Genomic DNA, 19099 nt, shown 5'->3' with positions numbered 1-19099 from the left:
TTCGTGACCCCTGCGCAACAGTGAATTGGTTGAGGGCGGGTTTTTCCACCGGGCTCGCCGGTCGATACTCGTTGCATCACTTACTCACGCAGGGAGTTTCTCCATGAACGTATTCGTCACCGGCGCTGCCGGTTTTATCGGCGGCTCCATCGCCACCGGTCTGGTTCAGGCCGGCCACACCGTCACCGGTCTTGTACGCAGCGCCGAACAGGCCAATGAGCTGAGAGCGCTGGGCATCACCCCGGTGATCGGCACCCTCGACGACAACGCATTGCTGGCCGAACAGGCACGCGCCGCCGACGCCGTGATCAACGCCGCCAGCAGCGACCATCGCGGCGCCGTCGAAGCCTTGCTCGATGCCCTGCGCGGCTCGAACAAAGTGTTCCTGCACACCAGCGGTTCGAGCATCGTTGGCGATGCGTCGGGCGGCAAATCCAGCGATGTCATCTACTTCGAAGACAACCTGCCGGAGCCGACCGTCGACAAGGCCGCACGCGTGGCCATCGACAACCTGATCCTCGCCGCAGCGAAGGACGGCGTGAACTCGGCCGTCATCTGCAACACCCTGATCTACGGCCACAGCCTGGGCGTCAATCGCGACAGCGTGCAACTGCCGCGCCTGCTGAAACAGGCGCGCAAAAGCGGCGTGGTCCGTCACGTCGGCACCGGCCAGAACATCTGGTCCAACGTGCACATCGAAGACGTCGTGGCGCTGTACCTGCTGGCCCTGACCAAAAACGTCCCGGGCACCTTCTACTTCGTCGAAAGCGGCGAAGCGTCGTTCATCGACATGACCACCGCCATGGCCCAGGCCCTGAACCTCGGCGAGCCACAAGACTGGCCACTGAAAGACGCCGAAGCCGAGTGGGGCTACGAAATGGCCAACTACGGCCTCGGCTCCAACAGCCGCGTACGCGGCAAACACGCCCGCGAACTGCTGGGCTGGACGCCGAAGCGCACGTCGGTGGTTGAATGGATTCGTAACGAAATGGTGTGAGGGTTGATTAAACCCGAGAGGGCTTTGCGACTAACCTGTGAACGGCTGCCTTTGGGCAGCCGTTTGTGTTTTTGGATCTGTCTTGGCATCGGGGAAAACACCCGGCGCTTTTCAATGGTCAGTGGCATCAGGAGGAGCAAGGATGGTTGATCGTTATGATGCCGAGGGCTCGCAAAGTTCTTATGAACCAGGCTCCGACGAACAGGTACTGAGCAATAAATTAGGGATAACCGATCCTGAAGACATGGATGACGCAGAGCTCATCCTGTTGGAAAAGTTGTACCAGTTCGTGCTCATCGAACATTTGCCAAATCGGCCATTAACCGTTCAGGACCTGAAAGAGTGGCATCGACACTGGTTGGGCAATCTCTATTCATGGGCCGGCGATGTGCGTGCGGTGAATATGGGCAAGGACGGCTTTTTCTTTGCCGCAGCACCGCAGATTCCCCGACTGCTTGATGGTTTCGAGAGGGACTGTCTTGGCAAGTACACACCCTGCAAGCCTGATCTGGATGAAAACCTGATCCACGCCATCGCTGTCACGCACGTGGAGTTCATTCTGATTCATCCATTTCGCGAGGGTAATGGGCGCTTGTCGCGATTATTGGCGGATGTCATGGCGGTGCAGGCGGGGTATGTGCCGCTCGACTACAGCAGTTGGGAGCGAAACAAAGAGGCCTATTTTGCGGCAATCAACCAAGGGCTGAATTGCAATTACGAACCCATGGAGTATTGGGTTCGGCAGGCATTGTGGACTTGAGTGACGACCTCATTTGGCCAGAGAAAGATGCAGAAACTTGCTGTCCTTGAGCTTCAGCTTGCGTTCAATCGATTCAACACTTTGACCCGTTTCGATGGCTGTCGAACTGGCAATCGCGCGTATCAATGCTTCGGCAGTGATTTTTTTGGGGCGGCGGCGCGAAGCAGTCATGGCAGGAACTCGATAGAAAGCGTCTGCCGAGTATAGCGCCTGGACTGATGTTGAAAACCTTGTGGCCTGGGCGAAACCTACAGCCAGGCCATGAAAATCCCACCCCTCGATTTTCATTATTCGCGACAAGACATATCCAAAAACGACAAGCCTTATCCCTCCACGAAAATTACTTTCACTTCGTTTGAAAACTCGATCTCGAAATGATTTATGAGTTTCACAACCCATTCGAACGTGACCCTTTCGAGGAGTACCGCATGACACCGTCCTTCGGCTATTGGCTGCTGGTGTACGCCGCCGTTGCCATCATCGCCCTGATCGTTCTGATCGCCCGTTACCGGCTCAATCCGTTCATTGTCATCACCCTGATTTCCATCGGCCTGGCGCTGGTGGCGGGGATGCCGCCGTCCGGCGTGGTGGGGGCGTATGAGGCCGGGGTGGGCAAGACGCTGGGGCACATTGCGCTGGTGGTGGCGCTGGGGACGATGCTCGGCAAGATGATGGCCGAGTCCGGCGGGGCCGAGCAGATGGCGCGCACGCTGATCGAGCGCTTTGGCGAGAAAAACGCGCACTGGGCGATGGTGTGCATCGCATTTCTGGTGGGGCTGCCGCTGTTTTTCGAAGTCGGTTTCGTGTTGCTGGTGCCGATTGCCTTCACGGTGGCGCGGCGGGTTGGCGTGTCGATTCTGATGGTCGGTTTGCCGATGGTCGCCGGTCTGTCGGTGGTGCATGCGCTGGTGCCGCCGCACCCGGCGGCGATGCTGGCGGTGCAGGCTTATCAGGCGTCGGTCGGGCAGACCTTGCTGTATGCGATTGCCATCGGCATTCCGACGGCGATCATTGCCGGCCCCCTGTACGCCAAATTCATCGTGCCGCGCATTCAGTTGCCGGCGGATAACCCGCTGGAAAAACAATTTCTCGAACGCGAACCTCGCGACAGCCTGCCGGGTTTCGGCATCACCATGGCGACCATTCTGTTGCCGGTGGTGCTGATGCTGATCGGCGGCTGGGCCAACCTCATTTCCACGCCGGGTAGCGGTTTCAACCAGTTCCTGTTGTTCATCGGCAACTCGGTGATCGCGCTGTTGCTGGCGACGCTGTTGAGTTTCTGGACGCTCGGCATTGCGCAGGGTTTCAACCGGGAATCGATCCTCAAATTCACCAACGAATGCCTGGCACCGACCGCCAGCATCACCTTGCTGGTGGGCGCCGGTGGCGGTCTGAACCGGATTCTGGTGGACGCCGGCGTCACCGATCAGATCGTTGGCCTGGCTCACGAATTTCACCTGTCGCCGCTGATCATGGGCTGGCTGTTCGCCGCGTTGATGCGCATCGCCACCGGTTCGGCCACCGTCGCGATGACCACGGCTTCCGGTGTGGTCGCACCAGTGGCCATCGGTCTGGGTTATCCACACCCGGAACTGCTGGTGCTGGCGACAGGCGCGGGCTCGGTTATCTTTTCCCACGTCAACGACGGCGGCTTCTGGTTGATCAAGGAATACTTCAACATGACGGTGGCCCAGACGTTCAAGACCTGGACGGTGCTGGAAACCCTGATCTCGGTTGTCGCTTTCGCCCTGACCGTCGGTCTTTCTTACCTGCTGTAGTCGGAGTTTTCCGCCATGGACATCCTTTATCAGATCCGCGCCCGTCAGGATTCCTTCAGCGCCGGTGAAGGACGCATCGCCCGTCTGATGCTCGACGACGTAGGATTTGCCGCCTCCGCCAGCCTCGAAGACTTGGCGCAGCGGGCCGAAGTCAGCACCGCCACGCTGTCGCGCTTCGCCCGCACCGTCGGTTGCCGCGACTTGCGCGACCTACGCCTGCAACTGGCCCAGGCCAGTGGTGTTGGCAGCCGTTTCCTCGACCCGGCGGGCACGCCCGAGCAGTCGGCGTTTTACGGGCAGATCGTCGGCGATATCGAAACCACCTTGCGCCAGCATCTGGCGGCGTTCGACGAATCGCGCTTCGCCGATGCGGTGAAACTGCTGGGCCAGGCGCGGATGATCCATGCCTTCGGCATCGGCGGTTGCTCGACCCTGTGCAGCGACGAATTGCAAGTGCGGCTGGTGCGTCTCGGCTACCCGATTGCGGTGTGCCACGACGCAGTGATGATGCGCGTCACCGCCGCCAGCCTCAGTGCCGAGCAGGTGGTGATCGTCTGTTCGCTGACCGGCATTACCCCGGAGTTGCTGGAGACCGTGGCGCTGGCGCGCAACTACGGCGCACGGATTCTCGCCATCACTCGCGCCGACTCGCCGCTGGCGGAACTGGCCGATATCGTCCTGCCGCTGCAAGGCGCCGAGACCTCGTTCATCTACAAACCGACGGCGGCGCGCTACGGCATGCTGCTCGCCATCGACGTGCTGGCCACCGAGCTGGCGCTGGCCAATCCTGAAGACAATCAAGAACGTCTGCGGCGGATCAAACTCGCCCTCGACGAATACCGTGGCGGCGACGATCACCTGCCGCTGGGAGACTGACATGCTGTACGACACCCTGATTCGCAACGCCCTGGTCATCGACGGCAGCAACAGCCCCGGTTACGCCGCCGACGTGGCGATCCTCGATGGCCGCATCGTGCAGATCGGCGACTTGCGCGACGCCCGCGCCACCGATGAAATCGACGCCGCCGGCCGTGTGCTGGCACCGGGTTTCATCGACGTGCACACCCACGACGACACCGTGGTGATCCGCCAGCCGCAGATGCTGCCCAAGCTCAGCCAGGGCGTGACCACGGTGATTGTCGGCAACTGCGGGATCAGTGCCGCGCCGGTCAGTTTGCGCGGCGATCCGCCGGATCCGATGAACCTGCTCGGCACTGCAGCGGCGTTCGTTTATCCACGCTTCAGCGATTATCGGGCGGCGGTCGAGGCGGCCAATACCACATTGAATGTCGCGGCACTTGTCGGGCACACGGCGCTGCGCAGCAATCATCTTGATGATTTGTTCCGCACAGCGACTGACGATGAAATCAGCGCCATGCGCGAGCAGTTGCGTGAAAGCCTGGAGGCGGGCGCCCTTGGTTTATCCACAGGTCTGGCGTATGCGAGTGCGTTCTCGGCATCCACCGATGAAGTCATGCAACTGACCGAAGAGTTGAATGCGTTCGGCGCGGTGTATACCACCCACCTGCGCAGTGAATTCGAACCAGTGCTGGAAGCGATGGACGAGGCCTTCCGCATCGGGCGCCACGCCCGATCGCCGGTGATCATTTCCCACCTCAAATGCGCCGGCGCCGGTAATTGGGGCCGCAGTCCGCAGTTGCTCGCCTCGCTGGAGGAGGCGGCGAAAACTCACCCGGTCGGCTGCGATTGCTACCCGTATGCGGCGAGTTCTTCGACCCTGGATCTGAAGCAGGTCACCGATACCCACCGCATCACCATCACCTGGTCGACGCCGCATCCTGAAATGGGCGGTCGCGACCTGATGGACATCGCTGCCGAATGGAACCTGTCGTTGCTCGACGCCGCCAAACGCCTGCAACCGGCCGGCGCGGTGTATTACGGGATGGACGAGAACGACGTGCGCCGGATCCTTGCTCATCCGCTGTCGATGGTCGGCTCCGATGGCCTGCCGGAAGACCCGTTCCCGCACCCGCGTCTGTGGGGCGCTTTCCCCCGGGTGCTCGGCCATTTCAGTCGTGATGTCGGGCTGTTTCCGCTGCACACCGCCGTGCACAAGATGACCGGTCTGTCGGCGGCGCGTTTCGGTTTGAAGGAAAGGGGCGAGATTCGTGAAGGGCACTGGGCGGATCTGGTGCTGTTCGACCCGGCGACCGTGCGTGACGTGGCGGATTTCAACGACCCGCAACGCGCCGCTCAAGGCATCGAGGGTGTGTGGATCAATGGCGTGATGAGTTACCGCGACGGTCAGGCCAATGGCCAAAGACCAGGGCGGTTCCTGGCGCGCCAGGGCGATCTGCGCGACGGCTTTCGCTGAATTTTGCTGACTGCGTCACGGTGATGGCACATTGCAATTAAAGAAAGCCATCACCAAGCCGAATTGCTGACATCCACCCCGGCTACACTCTGGGGCCAATCAGTCAGGGAGCAACCCATGAGCTTCGGCAAAACCACCCCGATCCTGCGGATTTTCGATGAAGCCAAGGCCGTGGAATTCTACGTCGATTTCCTCGGCTTCAAGATCGATTGGCAGCATCGTTTCGAACCCGGTTTCCCGTTGTACCTGCAGGTTTCGCGCGGTGAGTGCGTGCTGCATTTGTCCGAACACCACGGCGATGCAACACCGGGTTCGGCCCTGCGGATCGAGACCGATGAGCTGGAGGCGTTTCAGCAGCAGTTGGTCGCCAAGAATTACAAGTTCTCGCACCCGGGCATCCAGGCCATGCCGTGGGGCAGCCAGGACATGACCATCGCCGATCCGTTCGGCAATCGTCTGGTGTTCACCAACGCGATCAGCCTCTAACTGTCGTTCGCTACCCGGTGAGTCTGCCGAAACTCACCGGGCGGCATGCCGCGTCGACTCTTGAAGGTGCGGTGAAACGAGCGCGGTTCGGTGAAGCCCAGATATTGGGCAATGTCCTGAATCGGCAAGGTGCTGTTGAGCAGGTAATGCTCGGCCAGTTCCTGGCGCAGTTCGTCGAGAATCTGCTGATACGAGGTGCCGGCCTGATGCAACTGGCGTTGCAGCGTGCGCACGGACACAGCGAGATGTTCGGCCACCTGTTCCTTGCGTGGCAGACCTTCCTTGAGCAACTGGCGCAGGATGCTTTTCACCCGCTGTTCCAGCGACGCATCCTCCAGCGTCGCCATCAGACTCTGAGCGTGTTCTTCCAGGGTGCGCAGCAAATGCGCATCGGCCTGACGCAGCGGCAACTGCAAATACGGCAACGGCACGATCAGCGCGGAGTACGGCTGATCGAACAGCACCGTGCATTCGAAAAACTGTTCGTACTGCGCCTGCGTCGTGTCCGTCGGGATCGAGTGTTCCAGCCACACCGCGGCCGGCGACAGTTGGGTGTCGGCGATCCAGCGTGCGTATTGCAGCCAGGAGCCGAGCACGTTTTCCACCAGATGCCGGCGGATCCGCGGGCGTTCAAAGCGGCAGCTCCAGATCAGGTGTACGTGGCTGTCCTGCACCTCGGCGCGGCTGACGCCCATGTCGCCCACCAGTTTTTCGAACGGCATGATGCGGCTCATGGCGTCGCCCAGTGTCGCGCAGTTCATGGTGATGTAGCCGAGCACGCTCCAGGAGTTGGGCAGCACGAAATTCGCGGCGTTGAGGCCGAACAACGGATCGCCCGAATGCTCGCAAAAGTAATCGAGCAACCGCTCATGGGTTTCACCCGGCAGGCGCAGGCTGTTGTCGCTCAACTGCTGCGCCTGCAACCCGGCCGCCAACAACGCAGGCTCGATGGCCAGGCCCAGGTGTTCGGCATGGCGCAGGTATTTGAGCAGCGGCGGAACGGAGGTGAAGCCGAGCGATTGCATGACCGAATTCCCTTGATCGAGGCCGCCACGGGCGGATGAGCGCCCTGAAAGGTAATTTGAATCCACGACTAAAGTAAATGGCTGACGCTTGCGCGACGTTTGACTCAATTGGCTACTCGAACTGGCCGGATGCGACCGTGACACTTTCGGCCGGCTGACTAGTATGAGGGCCTGAAATCTCACTGATCAGACTGCACAGAAGGACACACGCATGCGACGCTGGAACGGCTGGGGAGATGCAACCACGGTGGTCGAACTGCCGGCCCAGGGCGCAAGTTTTCTCCATGAGCGACTGGGGGAGGGGCGCGCGCTGCCGGATGCGACGCTTGAAGCGGCGCTGGCCCGGGTGCCGGTCTCGCGGCTGGCGGAACACGCGTTGTACAGCATCGATGCCCATGACCGTCTGCTGCATGCCCGAGGTCAGAGCCTGCCGGACTGGCTGGCGTTGCGCGAAGGGGCGCTGGGCTACTATCCCGACGCGGTGGCGTTTCCGGAAACCGCCGAGCACATTCGCCAGTTGCTGGCGCTCGCCCAGGCGCAGGACCTGTGCCTGATCCCCTACGGCGGCGGCACGTCGGTAGCCGGGCACATCAACCCGCCAGACTCTGCGCGGCCGGTGGTGACGGTGTCTCTGGCGCGGATGAGCCGCCTGATCGACCTCGACGAACAAAGCCTGCTGGCAACTTTCGGCCCTGGCGCCAGCGGCCCGCAGGTGGAAAGCCAATTGCGCGCTCGTGGCTACACGCTGGGGCATTTTCCGCAGTCGTGGGAGCTGTCGACGCTGGGCGGTTGGGTGGCCAGTCGTTCCAGTGGTCAGCAGTCGCTGCGCTATGGGCGGATCGAGCAACTGTTCGCCGGCGGAACCCTGGAAACCTTTGCCGGGCCGCTACAGATTCCAACCTTCCCGGCGTCGGCGGCCGGCCCTGATCTGCGCGAAGTGGTACTGGGTTGCGAGGGGCGTTTCGGGATCATTTCCGAGGTCAAGGTGCGGGTCAGTGCGTTGCCGGCCGATGAGCGTTTCTACGGTGTGTTTCTGCCCAGTTGGAGCAAGGCGCTGCAAGCCATTCAACAACTGGCGCAAGCGCGGGTGCCGCTTTCGATGCTGCGTCTGTCCAACGCGATGGAGACCGAAACCCAACTGGCGCTGGCCGGCCATCCACAACAGATCGCCTGGCTGGAAAAATACCTGAGCCTGCGTGGCGCGGGGCAGGGCAAGTGCCTGCTGACCTTCGGCGTGACCGGCAATCGCAAGCAGAATGCGCTGTCCCTGAGTCAGGCACGTCAGCATCTGAAGGCATTCGGCGGTGTGTTCACCGGCACGCTGCTGGGCAAGAAGTGGGCGCAGAACCGCTTTCGTTTTCCGTATCTGCGGGAGAACCTGTGGAACGCCGGTTACGTGGTCGACACCCTCGAAACCGCCACCGACTGGAGCAACGTCGACAACCTGCTCAACCTCATCGAAAACAGCCTGCGCGACGCGTTGGCGGCAGAGAGTGAGCGAGTGCACGTGTTCACGCACCTGTCCCACGTCTACGGCGAAGGCTCGAGCATCTACACCACCTACGTGTTTCGCCCGGCGGCGGACTATCCCGCGACCCTGGCCCGCTGGAAGGCCCTTAAGCACGCGGCCAGCCAGACCATCGTCGACAACCACGGCACCATCAGCCACCAGCACGGCGTGGGCAAGGATCACGCGCCGTACCTGCCGCGTGAAAAGGGCGCGCTGGCGATGGACACTTTGCAGGCGCTGAGTCGGCACTTTGACCCGGCCGGGCGTCTGAACCCCGGCACGCTGTTGCAGGAGTGACGGCGATGAGCGCTGACTGGAACGCCGAATGGCGCCAGCAAGTCCTGCCGACACTGGCGGGTGAAACCTGGGATCTGATCGTCATCGGCGGCGGCATCAGCGGCGCCGGCATTCTGCGTGAAGCCGCGCGTCGTGGTTGGCGTTGCCTGTTGCTGGAGCAGCGTGATTTCGCCTGGGGCACGTCCAGTCGGTCTTCGAAAATGGTCCATGGCGGTTTGCGCTACATCGCCAAGGGCCAGTGGCGCCTGACCCGAGATTCAGTGCGCGAACGCCAGCGTCTGCTCGACGAAGCGCCGGGGCTGGTGGAGCCGATGAGCTTCATGATGCCGCACTATCGCGGCGGCTTCCCCGGACCCCGTGTGCTGGGTGGTCTGTTGTCGATCTATGACGCATTGGCCGGACGCCGCGACCATCGTTTCCATGATGCGCAGCAACTGCGTTATCTCGCTCCGGGCGTGAAAGAAAATGACTTGCTGGGCGGCACCTGTTTTATCGATGCGCTGACCGATGACGCGCGGCTGGTGATGCGCGTGCTGAGCGAAGCACGGGCCGACGGCGCGGTGGTGCTCAACGGTGTACGCGTCGAACATCTACTGCGGGAAAACGGGCGGGTGTGCGGTGTTCAGGTCGAGGATTGCGAAGCCGGCGCATCACTGCAATTGCGTTGTGGTGTGCTGGCAGTGGCCACCGGGGCGTGGGCCGAACGCTTGCGTTCACCTGAGGCACCGCGCCAGTTGCGTCCGCTGCGCGGCAGTCATTTGCTACTGCCGGGCTGGCGCTTGCCGGTGGCGCAGGCTTTCACGTTTTTGCATGAGCGGGATCGGCGACCGGTGTTCGTTTTCCCGTGGGAAGGCGCCACAGTGGTGGGCACCACCGATCTCGATCACCGCGAGAATCTGGACCAGAGCGCGAGCATCAGCGGTGAAGAACTCGACTACCTGCTGGCCGCCTGCCGACAGCAGTTCCCCGGCGCTGAAGTGACGGCGGCTGACGTGCTTTCAACCTGGTCCGGCGTGCGCCCGGTGGTGGGCAGCGCGGCGGGTGAGCATCAAGACAAACCGTCGAACGAAACCCGTGAACATGTGCTGTGGCAGGAGCCGGGCTGCGTCACTCTGGCTGGCGGCAAACTCACGACGTTCAGACCGCAAGCCATCGAAGTGCTCAAGGCCTGCGCCGACATGCTCGGCCGTTCCTTCGATGACGATGCCGCACCGGTGTTTGCCGCCGTGCCGCCACTGGCGATCCCGGCTCTCAGCCCCGCTCAGTGGCGACGTCTGGCCGGGCGACATGGCCGGGACCTGCCGAGGCTGGCACAACTGCTCACCGAACTGGGCCATGAAACGGTCGGTGCCACCGACACCTTGTGGGCAGAACTGGCCTTCGCCTGCGACGCGGAAATGGTCCTGCACCTGGATGACCTCCTGCTGCGCCGAACCCGTCTCGGCTTGTTGCTGCCCCGTGGCGGCGCGGAGTATTTCCCGGCCATTCGCCGACTCTGCCAACCACGGCTGGGCTGGGACGACGAACACTGGCAACAGGAACAGCAACGCTATCAGGCGTTATGGCAACGCCATCACGGCCTGCCGGAAATCGCGCAGTGATGCCCCTCGAAGAGAGCTCCATGGATAACCACCCGAACAAGCGTTACCTGCTGGCCATCGACAATGGCACCCAGAGCGTGCGCGCGCTGCTCTTCGATTTGCAGGGCAATCTGCTCGGCAAGGGCAAGGTTGAATTGCAGGCCTATTACTCGACGCAACCGGGCTGGGCCGAGCAGGATCCGGAATATTACTGGGCGAAACTGGGCGAGGCCTGCCAGCAGGTATGGGCGCAAACCGGCATCGACCGTTCGCAGATTGCCGGGGTTTCCCTCACGACCCAGCGCGGCACGGTGATCAACGTCGACGCTCTGGGCAAGCCGTTGCGTCCGGCGATTCTCTGGCTCGATCAGCGCCAGAGCGAAGTCGAAGGCGGGATCAAGGGGCCGTGGGGCTGGCTGTTCAAACTGGCTGGCGCGCAGGCCACGGTGGATTACTTTCGCGCCCAGGCCGAGGCCAACTGGATCGCCCGCCATCAACCCGAAGTGTGGGCGGCGACCGACAAGTTTCTTTTGCTCTCGGGGTTTCTCACGCATCGCCTGTGCGGGCGTTTCGTCGACTCGGTGGGCTGTTGCGTCGGTTACCTGCCATTCGATTTCAAACGCCTGCGCTGGGCCGCAACCCGTGACTGGAAATGGCAGGCGCTGGCGGTGCGTCCCGAGCAACTGCCGACCTTATACAAACCCGGTGAAACCCTCGGTCACATCAACGCCGAAGCGAGTCGTCACACCGGCATTCCCGAAGGCGTGCCACTGATTGCGGCGGGTGCCGACAAGGCCTGCGAAGTGCTCGGTTCCGGCGTCGTCGACTCGGGCACGGTTTGCCTGTCCTACGGCACCACGGCGACCATAACCAGCACCCGTTCGCGCTATCTGGAAATCGTCCCGTTGATTCCGCCGTACCCGTCGGCGGTGCCGGATCAGTACAACTGTGAGGTGATGATTTATCGCGGTTACTGGATGGTCAGCTGGTTCAAGAACGAGTTCGGCTTGCGAGAAATGCAGCAGGCCAAGGAGCAGGGTATCGAACCCGAGCAACTGTTCGATGCACTGGTCGATGCGGTGCCGCCGGGCTCGATGGGGTTGATGTTGCAACCGTATTGGTCGCCGGGGATTCGTGAGCCGGGTGTGGAAGCCAAGGGCGCGATGATCGGCTTCGGCGACGTGCACACCCGCGCGCATATCTATCGGGCAATCCTCGAAGGCTTGGCGTATGCCTTGCGCCAAGGCATGGAGAAGATCGAGAAGCGTTCGAAGATCTCCGTCACCCGTTTACGCGTCGCTGGCGGTGGCTCGCAAAGTGATGCGGCGATGCAACTCACGGCGAACATTTTCGGTCTGCCGGCAGAGCGTCCGCATGTCTATGAAGCGTCCGGTCTGGGCGCGGCGATTTGCTGCGCGGTGGGACTGGGGTTGCACACGGATTTCCCCACGGCAATTGCGGCGATGACCCGGGTTGGCGCGGTGTTTCAGCCGCAACCCGAGGCGCAACAAGTCTATGAGCGACTGTACAAGGACGTCTATCTGCGCATGTATCGACAGCTCAAACCGTTGTACCAGAGCATCCGCAAGATCACCGGTTACCCGGCCTGAAAGAACATCGCGCGTGGCGCTATCGGAGAACTTTTCTGGTGAGATCGGACAGTGTCAGAGGCGGGGTCGATTGTTAGGCTCGATCCCCACGGCACACATAACAAGAACCAGAAGCAATGAAGCTGATCTCCCTCCTGCTGTTTTGCGCAATGGCCCCCACGGCGTGGGGCTGGTCGAACCATACCGTGGGCAGCTACCTGGCATTGCAGGACCTGCCGGCGTTGCGCGACGCGTCGCCCGCCGAAGTCGAACCGCTGGAGCAATTTCTCGCCGAGCAATACCCGGCCATCGTCGCGTTGCTCGATGAGCAGGAACGCTTCGCCCGCGAACATTTCAACCAGTACCCGCCGCGCCCCGACAACCTCAAATTGCCCGCCACGCCGAGCGACAATCTGCGCCACGACTTCCTCACCGCGCTGCGGATCAATCCGCAGATTTATCTGGCGATGGTCATTCAGCCGTTGCCGGGCAAGGACCTGCCCGAACGCGAGCATCTGCAGGCCGATCAGGTGATGGTCGAGCAGACGCTTTCGCCGTGGAATCGCCAGCGTTTCATTCGTGTAGCCGACCACGAAAAAGTCGCACCCCTCGCCGTACTGGCGAGTGCCGCCGATGAACCGGATTACGGCCACGACATCAACCTGTTCAGCGACAACCCCGGTGAAGTCGCCGCGCTGTATGGCTTCGGCCCGCAGCCATTTGGCGATGCGCGCTTCCAGTACAGCTCCCAGGCGCCTTTCCATATGGGCTTCTTCCATGAGAGTCCGGTGGTGTACGCGGTCGCCGGATTCCTCGAGCGCAGCTGGCCGGACTGGCGCGCGTATCAGTACATGGGACTGGCGCGACTGGCGTTTGCCAGCGGTCATTCCTACTGGGGTTATCGCTTTCTCGGCTGGGGCCTGCACCACGTTCAGGATCTGACCCAGCCGTATCACGCCAAGCCGTTGCCGGGCGTCGAGTTGCCGAGCCTTCTGTTGCTGGAAGGCAAGGCGCTGGCCGGTTTTGCAGACGACAAACAGGCGTCCATCGAACGGGTCGCGACCCGCCACATGGAGGTCGAGAAATACCAGTCGACCTGGCTGCGTCGCGTGCTGCGTGCCGGTAAACCGCATCCGATGCTCGACGCCTACGCCGATGCCGCCGGGGAGGCGCATTACCCGCCGTACTCCGTGGACTACTTGCGCGAAGTGGTGAGCGCCGAGTCCGTCGACGACTCTGCCGCCTTCGATGAAGCCATCGGCCAGTGGCTGGAAACGGCGCCGGTCACCAGCGATTTCAGCGCGGGCAATCAGTTGCAGCGCGAGACCTTCGAGCACCCGCAACTCAATCAGCAACTGCTCAGACTGCTCGGCCATTTCGGCGCCCACAGCCGGATTTATGTCCGTGCGGGGCTGTCGCCCTAAGCATCGCGGCAACACACAACAATAAGAACAGGGAAGGAGGAACAGATGATCAACACTCGATTGCGCCTGTCTGGCGTAGCGCTCCCCGGTGTCGGTTTGGCAGGGCTGCTGCAACTCTGCGCAGTCGATGCGGTGCAGGCCGCCGAGTTCAGCGTGCTGGACAATCAGGTCACCGGCTCGCTCGACACGACCTTGTCCTATGGCCGTTTGTGGCGGGTGCAGGGTCGTGACAAGACCAACGACGACGTCAACACCAACGACGGCAATCGCAACTTCGACACCGGGCTGGTTTCCGAGGTGTACAAGATCACTTCGGAGCTGGAAGCCAACTACCAGAACTACGGGATGTTCCTGCGCGGCACGGCGTTCTACGACACCCAGTTGATGGACAAGCGCAACGACTACTACCACAACAACAGCCCGTCGCAACCGAGCCAGAGTTATCCCCAGGATGACCGTTTCACCAGCCAGACCCGCGACATCGCCGGCAGCCGGATCGAGATGCTCGATGCCTACGTCCATGGCACTTGGGACGTCGCGACAATGCCGGTCACTGCGCGAGTGGGGCGTCAGGTGTTCAACTGGGGCGAGGGGATTTTCTATCGCGGCGGCGTCAACACCACCAACCCGGTGGACGCCGCCAAGTACCGCTTGCCCGGCGCCGAGGTCAAGGAAGTGCTGATGCCGGTGGAGGCGCTCAGCTTCAACATCGGCCTGAGCGACAACCTTACGATGGAGAGCTTCTACCAGACCAACTGGAAGGAAACCCGCATCGACCCGGTCGGCACGTTCTACTCGCAGACCGACCTGTTCGCCGACGGCGGCAACACCGCTTACAACAACTTCAGCGGCACCGCCCTCGACACGCCAGTGCCGGGGTTCGGCAATGTCATCGGTCTGTACAGCGCACTGGGCAACAATCCGTTGCTCGGCCCGGCGCTGAAGTCCACCGGCCTCTATGCCAACGGCGTGACCCCGGCCTATGGCAACACCCTGAAAGTGGCGTCCATCGGCAAGGACTACAACGCGCGCAACGACGGTCAGTTCGGCTTCGCCTTTCGCTACATCGCCGAAGAGCTCAACAGCACCGAGTTCGGCCTGTACATGGTCAATTACCACGCCAAGGAACCGACCATCGCGGCTGACCTTGGCGGCTATAACGGCATCGACATGAATGCCCTGACCAACATGCTGTCGAGCGTCGCCGGCAGTCAGGCCGGAGCCCTCGCCAACGGGCTGGCGACTGCCGATGTGATGGGCAACATCCAGGCTCATCGGCGTTATGCCGAAGACATCCGCATGTATGGCTTCAGCTTCAACACCACACTGGGCGAGGCTTCGGTGTTCGGTGAAGTGGCCTATCGGCCGAACCTGCCCATCGGCGTCGCGGCCACCAACGATTTGATCGGCGACCTGGCCAATGGCGCTGCCGCAGCGGTGTCCGGCAAGACCATCAACGTCGGCGGGCAAATGGTCACCCTCGACAGCCAGATCAACAACGCCGAGCGGGTGGAAGCGTTCAACACTTCGCTGGGCAGCATCTACAACTTCGGCCCGACCCTGTCGTTCGACTCGATGTTCGGCATCTTCGAACTGGCCTCCGAGCACCTGCGCGGCAGCAGTCTGCAATACACCGCCTACGACGGCAGCAACCGTTACTACGCCGGCACCGGCAACACTTCATATGTGTCCGGCGGCGATCGCGACGATCAGGTCAACCGCGATTCCTACAGCTACACCGTGATGTTCAACGGCACCTGGAACGACGTGTACGCCGGGGTCAACGTCTCGCCTTACGTCGTCTACAAGGACGACTTCAAGGGCAACAGCTACCAGGCCGGCAACACCATCGAGGGACGCAAGGCCTACACGCTGGGGATCAAGGCCAACTACCAGAACAGGCTCGAAGCCGAGTTGCAGTACACCGAGTTCTACGGCGGTGGGCAGAACAACGGCATTCGCGACCGCGACAACGTCGGTTTCAACCTCAAGTATTTCTTGTGAGTACCAAACACAATTTTTGCGGCAGCTCATCCCCTGTGGGAGCGAGCTTGCTCGCGAAGAGGCCGGCATATTCAACACAGATGTCGCCTGACAAACCGTTTCGTCGGAACGCCGCCCGGAGCAAGCTCGCTCCCACAGGTTTTTGTACTTCGGAGAAGATCATGTTCCACACTTCAAGACTGACCAAGATCTCGCTGGCACTCGTTCTCGGCCTTGTCACCGGCAGCGCACTGGCCGCCATCTCGCCCCAACAAGCCGAACAGCTGAAAACCTCGCTCACCCCCATGGGCGCCGAGCGCGCCGGCAATGCTGCCGGCACAATCCCGGCCTGGACCGGCGGCATCACCCAGGCGCCGGCCGGCTACAAACCCGGTCAGCATCACCCCGACCCCTACGCGGCGGACAAGCCGCTGTTCACCATCACCAAGGCCAATCTCGACCAGTACAAAGCGCATCTCACGCCAGGTCAGATCGCCCTGTTCACCAGCTACCCCGATACCTTCCAGATGCCGGTCTATCCTTCGCGCCGGTCCGGTTCGGCGCCGCAGTGGCTGTATGACAACACCCTGAAAAATGCGACCTCGGCCAAACTGCTGGAGGGCGGCAGCGGGTTCGCCGATGCCTATGGCGGCGTGCCGTTTCCGGTGCCCAAGGATGGCGTCGAAGTGCTGTGGAACCACATCACTCGCTATCGCGGCATCTACGTGGTTCGCCGCGCTTCCGAAGCACCGGTGCAGCGCAACGGCAGCTTCGCGCTGGTGACCTCGCAGCAGGAAGGCTTCTTCAACTACTACCGCCCGGGGGGCCAGTTCGCCGACCTGAAAAACATCCTGTTCTACTACCTCGCCTTCGTGAAAAGTCCGGCGCGCCTCGCCGGTGGCGCAGCGCTGGTGCACGAGACGCTGGACCAGCTCAAGGACGCCCGCCAGGCCTGGATCTATGACGCCGGCCAACGCCGCGTGCGCCGCGCACCGAACCTCGCCTACGACACGCCGATCGCCTCATCCGATGGCCTGCGCACCGCAGACGACACCGACCTGTTCAACGGCTCGCCGGACCGCTTCGACTGGAAGCTCAAGGGCAAGCAGGAAATCTACATCCCCTACAACAACTACAAAGTCGGCAGCCCCGACGTCAAATACGCCCAACTGCTCACCCCCGGCCACCTCAATCCGCAATACACCCGCTACGAGCTGCACCGGGTCTGGGTGGTCGAAGGCACCCTCAAACCAGGCTCACGGCATATCTACTCCAAACGCGTGCTGTTCCTCGATGAAGACAGCTGGGGCGCCGCCCTGGTGGATCAATACGACGGGCGAGGGGAGCTGTGGCGCGTGTCGATGGCCTACCTGAAAAACTTCTACGACCTGCCCACCACCTGGAGCGCACTGGACGTCTTCCACGACTTGCAGGCCCGTCGGTACTACGTGCAGAACCTGGATAACGAAGAGGCCTCCACCGTCGACTTCTCGCAACCGGTGCCGGAGGATTCGTATTTCATGCCGTCGGCGTTGCGGCAGCGGGGGACGCGGTGAGTGATTTGACTTAGCTGCATTTCCTTCCCTCACCACACTGTGGAGAGGGAGGGATGTTTATCGGATCAGCAAAAAAAAGGCGAGTGCACCGCACTCGCCACCTCCCGCATCAATCAGTCGGCACGACCTTGTCCAGCGCACGGTTAACGGCCATTTCAGCGATCATCACGATCTGGGCAATGCCTTGCAGGGTCTTACGGTGGCTGCCCTCAACCAGCGCCACATGATTGTTGAGTATGACGGTGGCGGAGCCGAGGGATTCGCTGGCGTCTACCAGCAGGGATTCGGTGTCGGCTTCGGGGTGAGCCTGATAGAGGATGTTGGGTTTGTAGGGCGCGGCCATGATGTGGGCGCTGAGTGGGCCCAGGTGATAATCGAGGGCGCGTTCGGCGGCTTCGTTGAAGCGTTTCGAACCAGGGCATTCATAGGGGGATGCCGGATCCGGGAGTGTTGTGGGTTCGGTGAGCGGTGGGTTTGGCGTTACCTTGAACATTGGTGCTTACCTCTTATGAGGCCGCGTCCTTTTTAACCGCTAAGCAAAAGGGAGGCAGCTGTGCGCAAGTTAGCGGTCCGGTAAGCATCTCAACCCGGCGCATCCGAAGATGCCATGCGCACAGCCACCATCAAGTGCAGGCGAGTGCCTGACTGGATCGTACTTGTACAACCGTGAAATGCTTGCCGAGCCGCTAAGCCCGGTCACTGGAAATCAGTGACGTAATCAAATTACGCAGCCAGCCCAAGGCGCACAAGCCGGCGGATTCTGGCGTAGCCGTAGGCAACGGCGCAAGGTTTTGTGGGCTTCGGGACGTATCACAGCGTGTCCTTAAACACCCATGACCAAGCGTGTGTAATTGCGTTTCAGACCGCGTCATCCAATTCCCGAAGATGGCAATTTCAGGACAAAAAAGAAGGGCAGCTTTTCAGCTGCCCTTCTTTGTACATCGGCTTTCGTGTGCAGTTCTTACACGCGGAAATGGCTAACCATCTGCTGCAACTGCCCACCCAACCGCGCCAGCTCAACACTCGACTTGGCGGTCTCATCACTCGCCGCCGCCGTCTGTTCCGACACGTCACGAACGTTGATGATGCTGCGGCTGATTTCTTCGGCCACGGCGCTTTGCTGTTCGGCGGCTGCGGCGATCTGCTGGTTCATCGACTGGATGTTCGACACCGTGCGGGTGATGTTTTCCAGGGAGTCGCCGGCCTTGCGGGTCAGGGCGACGCTGCTGTCGGTCAGGGCGCGGCTGTTGTTCATCACGGCGGAAACCTGTTGCGTGCCGTTCTGCAGACCGGCCACCAGGCCTTCGATTTCCTCGGTGGATTTCTGGGTGCGCTGGGCCAGGCCACGGACTTCGTCGGCGACCACGGCAAAACCACGACCGGCTTCACCGGCACGGGCGGCTTCGATGGCGGCGTTGAGGGCCAGCAGGTTGGTCTGTTCGGCCACGGCCTTGATCACGTCCATGACGCTGCCGATCTTGTCGCTTTCCTGTTGCAGCACGCTCATGGCTTCGGTGGAACGCACCACTTCGCTGGCCAGACGCTCGATCTGGGCGATGGCTTCATTCACCACTTTGTCGCCTTCGCGGGCTTCGCCGTCAGCGGCGGCTGCAGCTTGCGAGGCTTCTTCGGCGTTGCGCGCGACTTCCTGCACGGTGGCAGTCATTTCGTGCATCGCGGTGGCCACCTGATCGGTCTCGACCTTCTGGCTGTTCACGCCGGCGCTGGTCTGTTCGGTCACGGCCGACAGTTCTTCGGCAGCGCTGGCGATCTGAGTCA

General features: G+C 61.7%; 16 protein-coding genes. 12 read left to right on the top strand and 4 right to left on the bottom strand.

What is annotated here, in order from left to right:
• The first annotated feature begins 103 nt into the window (after positions 1 to 103).
• Together AC1Q9F_RS09595 and AC1Q9F_RS09590 are read left to right on the top strand one after the other, a co-directional pair.
• The gene (locus tag AC1Q9F_RS09595; protein WP_492619471.1) at positions 104 to 997 is read left to right on the top strand and encodes an NAD-dependent epimerase/dehydratase family protein; all 894 of its coding nucleotides are present in this window, start codon (positions 104 to 106) and stop codon (positions 995 to 997) included.
• Positions 998 to 1139: 142 nt separating this feature from the next.
• Entirely contained in the window at positions 1140 to 1757 is a 618-nt protein-coding gene (locus AC1Q9F_RS09590) for a Fic/DOC family protein (RefSeq protein WP_064593310.1), read from the top strand.
• A gap of 9 nt (positions 1758 to 1766) precedes the next feature.
• On the opposite strand, the gene AC1Q9F_RS09585 is transcribed toward AC1Q9F_RS09590, so the two are convergent.
• Complete coding sequence (locus AC1Q9F_RS09585; RefSeq protein WP_492619472.1) at positions 1767 to 1928, bottom strand: hypothetical protein; 162 nt, start codon at positions 1926 to 1928, stop codon at positions 1767 to 1769.
• A 257-nt stretch (positions 1929 to 2185) separates the two neighbouring features.
• Here AC1Q9F_RS09585 and AC1Q9F_RS09580 point away from each other — a divergent pair, with 257 nt between their 5' ends.
• The 4 genes from AC1Q9F_RS09580 (at position 2186) to AC1Q9F_RS09565 (ending at position 6356) form a co-directional block, all read left to right on the top strand.
• Entirely contained in the window at positions 2186 to 3535 is a 1350-nt protein-coding gene (locus tag AC1Q9F_RS09580; protein ID WP_085608174.1) for a GntP family permease, read from the top strand.
• Between the two features lie 15 nt (positions 3536 to 3550).
• Positions 3551 to 4411 (top strand): MurR/RpiR family transcriptional regulator, encoded by an 861-nt coding sequence (locus AC1Q9F_RS09575; RefSeq protein ID WP_039769047.1) that lies wholly within the window; start codon positions 3551 to 3553, stop codon positions 4409 to 4411.
• 1 nt (position 4412) lies between these two features.
• Positions 4413 to 5870, top strand: a complete 1458-nt coding sequence (locus AC1Q9F_RS09570; RefSeq protein ID WP_492619473.1) for a D-aminoacylase — start codon at positions 4413 to 4415, stop codon at positions 5868 to 5870.
• Positions 5871 to 5987: 117 nt separating this feature from the next.
• On the top strand, positions 5988 to 6356 hold the full coding sequence (locus tag AC1Q9F_RS09565; RefSeq protein ID WP_007953815.1) for a glyoxalase superfamily protein: 369 nt from the start codon (positions 5988 to 5990) through the stop codon (positions 6354 to 6356).
• Here AC1Q9F_RS09565 and gliR read toward each other — a convergent pair.
• Positions 6353 to 7381: an AraC family transcriptional regulator GliR gene (gene gliR / locus AC1Q9F_RS09560; protein ID WP_492619474.1), complete on the bottom strand. Its 1029-nt coding sequence runs from the start codon at positions 7379 to 7381 to the stop codon at positions 6353 to 6355. The two genes, AC1Q9F_RS09565 and gliR, sit on opposite strands and share 4 nt — an antisense overlap.
• A 211-nt stretch (positions 7382 to 7592) precedes the next feature.
• Between gliR and AC1Q9F_RS09555 the strand changes: the two genes are divergently transcribed.
• From AC1Q9F_RS09555 to AC1Q9F_RS09530, 6 genes are all read left to right on the top strand, one after another.
• Positions 7593 to 9188, top strand: coding sequence for an FAD-binding oxidoreductase (locus tag AC1Q9F_RS09555; protein WP_492619475.1), 1596 nt, complete (start codon positions 7593 to 7595; stop codon positions 9186 to 9188).
• Positions 9189 to 9193: 5 nt separating this feature from the next.
• A complete protein-coding gene (locus tag AC1Q9F_RS09550) occupies positions 9194 to 10789 on the top strand; it encodes a glycerol-3-phosphate dehydrogenase/oxidase (protein ID WP_492619476.1) in 1596 nt (531 codons plus the stop codon).
• A 20-nt stretch (positions 10790 to 10809) separates the two neighbouring features.
• Positions 10810 to 12378, top strand: coding sequence for an FGGY-family carbohydrate kinase (locus tag AC1Q9F_RS09545; protein ID WP_492619477.1), 1569 nt, complete (start codon positions 10810 to 10812; stop codon positions 12376 to 12378).
• 116 nt (positions 12379 to 12494) lie between these two features.
• The gene (locus tag AC1Q9F_RS09540) at positions 12495 to 13781 is read left to right on the top strand and encodes a phospholipase (protein WP_492619478.1); all 1287 of its coding nucleotides are present in this window, start codon (positions 12495 to 12497) and stop codon (positions 13779 to 13781) included.
• Positions 13782 to 13826: 45 nt separating this feature from the next.
• A complete protein-coding gene (locus tag AC1Q9F_RS09535) occupies positions 13827 to 15785 on the top strand; it encodes a DUF1302 domain-containing protein (RefSeq protein WP_492619479.1) in 1959 nt (652 codons plus the stop codon).
• A gap of 161 nt (positions 15786 to 15946) precedes the next feature.
• A complete protein-coding gene (locus AC1Q9F_RS09530) occupies positions 15947 to 17320 on the top strand; it encodes a DUF1329 domain-containing protein (RefSeq protein ID WP_492619480.1) in 1374 nt (457 codons plus the stop codon).
• A gap of 109 nt (positions 17321 to 17429) precedes the next feature.
• On the opposite strand, the gene AC1Q9F_RS09525 is transcribed toward AC1Q9F_RS09530, so the two are convergent.
• Entirely contained in the window at positions 17430 to 17813 is a 384-nt protein-coding gene (locus AC1Q9F_RS09525) for a DUF6124 family protein (protein WP_492619481.1), read from the bottom strand.
• Between the two features lie 468 nt (positions 17814 to 18281).
• Positions 18282 to 18995 (bottom strand): methyl-accepting chemotaxis protein, encoded by a 714-nt coding sequence (locus tag AC1Q9F_RS09520; protein ID WP_371850997.1) that lies wholly within the window; start codon positions 18993 to 18995, stop codon positions 18282 to 18284.
• Positions 18996 to 19099: the final 104 nt, after the last annotated feature.

It is taken from the genome of Pseudomonas sp. GW823-FHT04A03, from assembly GCF_058796615.1.
Note: the sequence above shows the minus strand (reverse complement) of the source record. Positions and strands in the feature narration are given on the sequence as shown.

What these genes read in the sequence shown, in the direction of transcription:
- AC1Q9F_RS09570 (WP_492619473.1), top strand. Translation starts at nt 4,413, where the DNA reads ATGCTGTACGACACCCTGATTCGCAACGCCCTGGTCATCGACGGCAGC.
- AC1Q9F_RS09530 (WP_492619480.1), top strand. Translation starts at nt 15,947, where the DNA reads ATGTTCCACACTTCAAGACTGACCAAGATCTCGCTGGCACTCGTTCTC.
- AC1Q9F_RS09545 (WP_492619477.1), top strand. Translation starts at nt 10,810, where the DNA reads ATGGATAACCACCCGAACAAGCGTTACCTGCTGGCCATCGACAATGGC.
- AC1Q9F_RS09565 (WP_007953815.1), top strand. Translation starts at nt 5,988, where the DNA reads ATGAGCTTCGGCAAAACCACCCCGATCCTGCGGATTTTCGATGAAGCC.
- AC1Q9F_RS09520 (WP_371850997.1), bottom strand. Translation starts at nt 18,995, where the DNA reads ATGCACGAAATGACTGCCACCGTGCAGGAAGTCGCGCGCAACGCCGAA.
- AC1Q9F_RS09590 (WP_064593310.1), top strand. Translation starts at nt 1,140, where the DNA reads ATGGTTGATCGTTATGATGCCGAGGGCTCGCAAAGTTCTTATGAACCA.
- AC1Q9F_RS09535 (WP_492619479.1), top strand. Translation starts at nt 13,827, where the DNA reads ATGATCAACACTCGATTGCGCCTGTCTGGCGTAGCGCTCCCCGGTGTC.
- AC1Q9F_RS09575 (WP_039769047.1), top strand. Translation starts at nt 3,551, where the DNA reads ATGGACATCCTTTATCAGATCCGCGCCCGTCAGGATTCCTTCAGCGCC.
- AC1Q9F_RS09585 (WP_492619472.1), bottom strand. Translation starts at nt 1,928, where the DNA reads ATGACTGCTTCGCGCCGCCGCCCCAAAAAAATCACTGCCGAAGCATTG.
- AC1Q9F_RS09540 (WP_492619478.1), top strand. Translation starts at nt 12,495, where the DNA reads ATGAAGCTGATCTCCCTCCTGCTGTTTTGCGCAATGGCCCCCACGGCG.
- AC1Q9F_RS09595 (WP_492619471.1), top strand. Translation starts at nt 104, where the DNA reads ATGAACGTATTCGTCACCGGCGCTGCCGGTTTTATCGGCGGCTCCATC.
- gliR (WP_492619474.1), bottom strand. Translation starts at nt 7,381, where the DNA reads ATGCAATCGCTCGGCTTCACCTCCGTTCCGCCGCTGCTCAAATACCTG.
- AC1Q9F_RS09555 (WP_492619475.1), top strand. Translation starts at nt 7,593, where the DNA reads ATGCGACGCTGGAACGGCTGGGGAGATGCAACCACGGTGGTCGAACTG.
- AC1Q9F_RS09550 (WP_492619476.1), top strand. Translation starts at nt 9,194, where the DNA reads ATGAGCGCTGACTGGAACGCCGAATGGCGCCAGCAAGTCCTGCCGACA.
- AC1Q9F_RS09580 (WP_085608174.1), top strand. Translation starts at nt 2,186, where the DNA reads ATGACACCGTCCTTCGGCTATTGGCTGCTGGTGTACGCCGCCGTTGCC.
- AC1Q9F_RS09525 (WP_492619481.1), bottom strand. Translation starts at nt 17,813, where the DNA reads ATGTTCAAGGTAACGCCAAACCCACCGCTCACCGAACCCACAACACTC.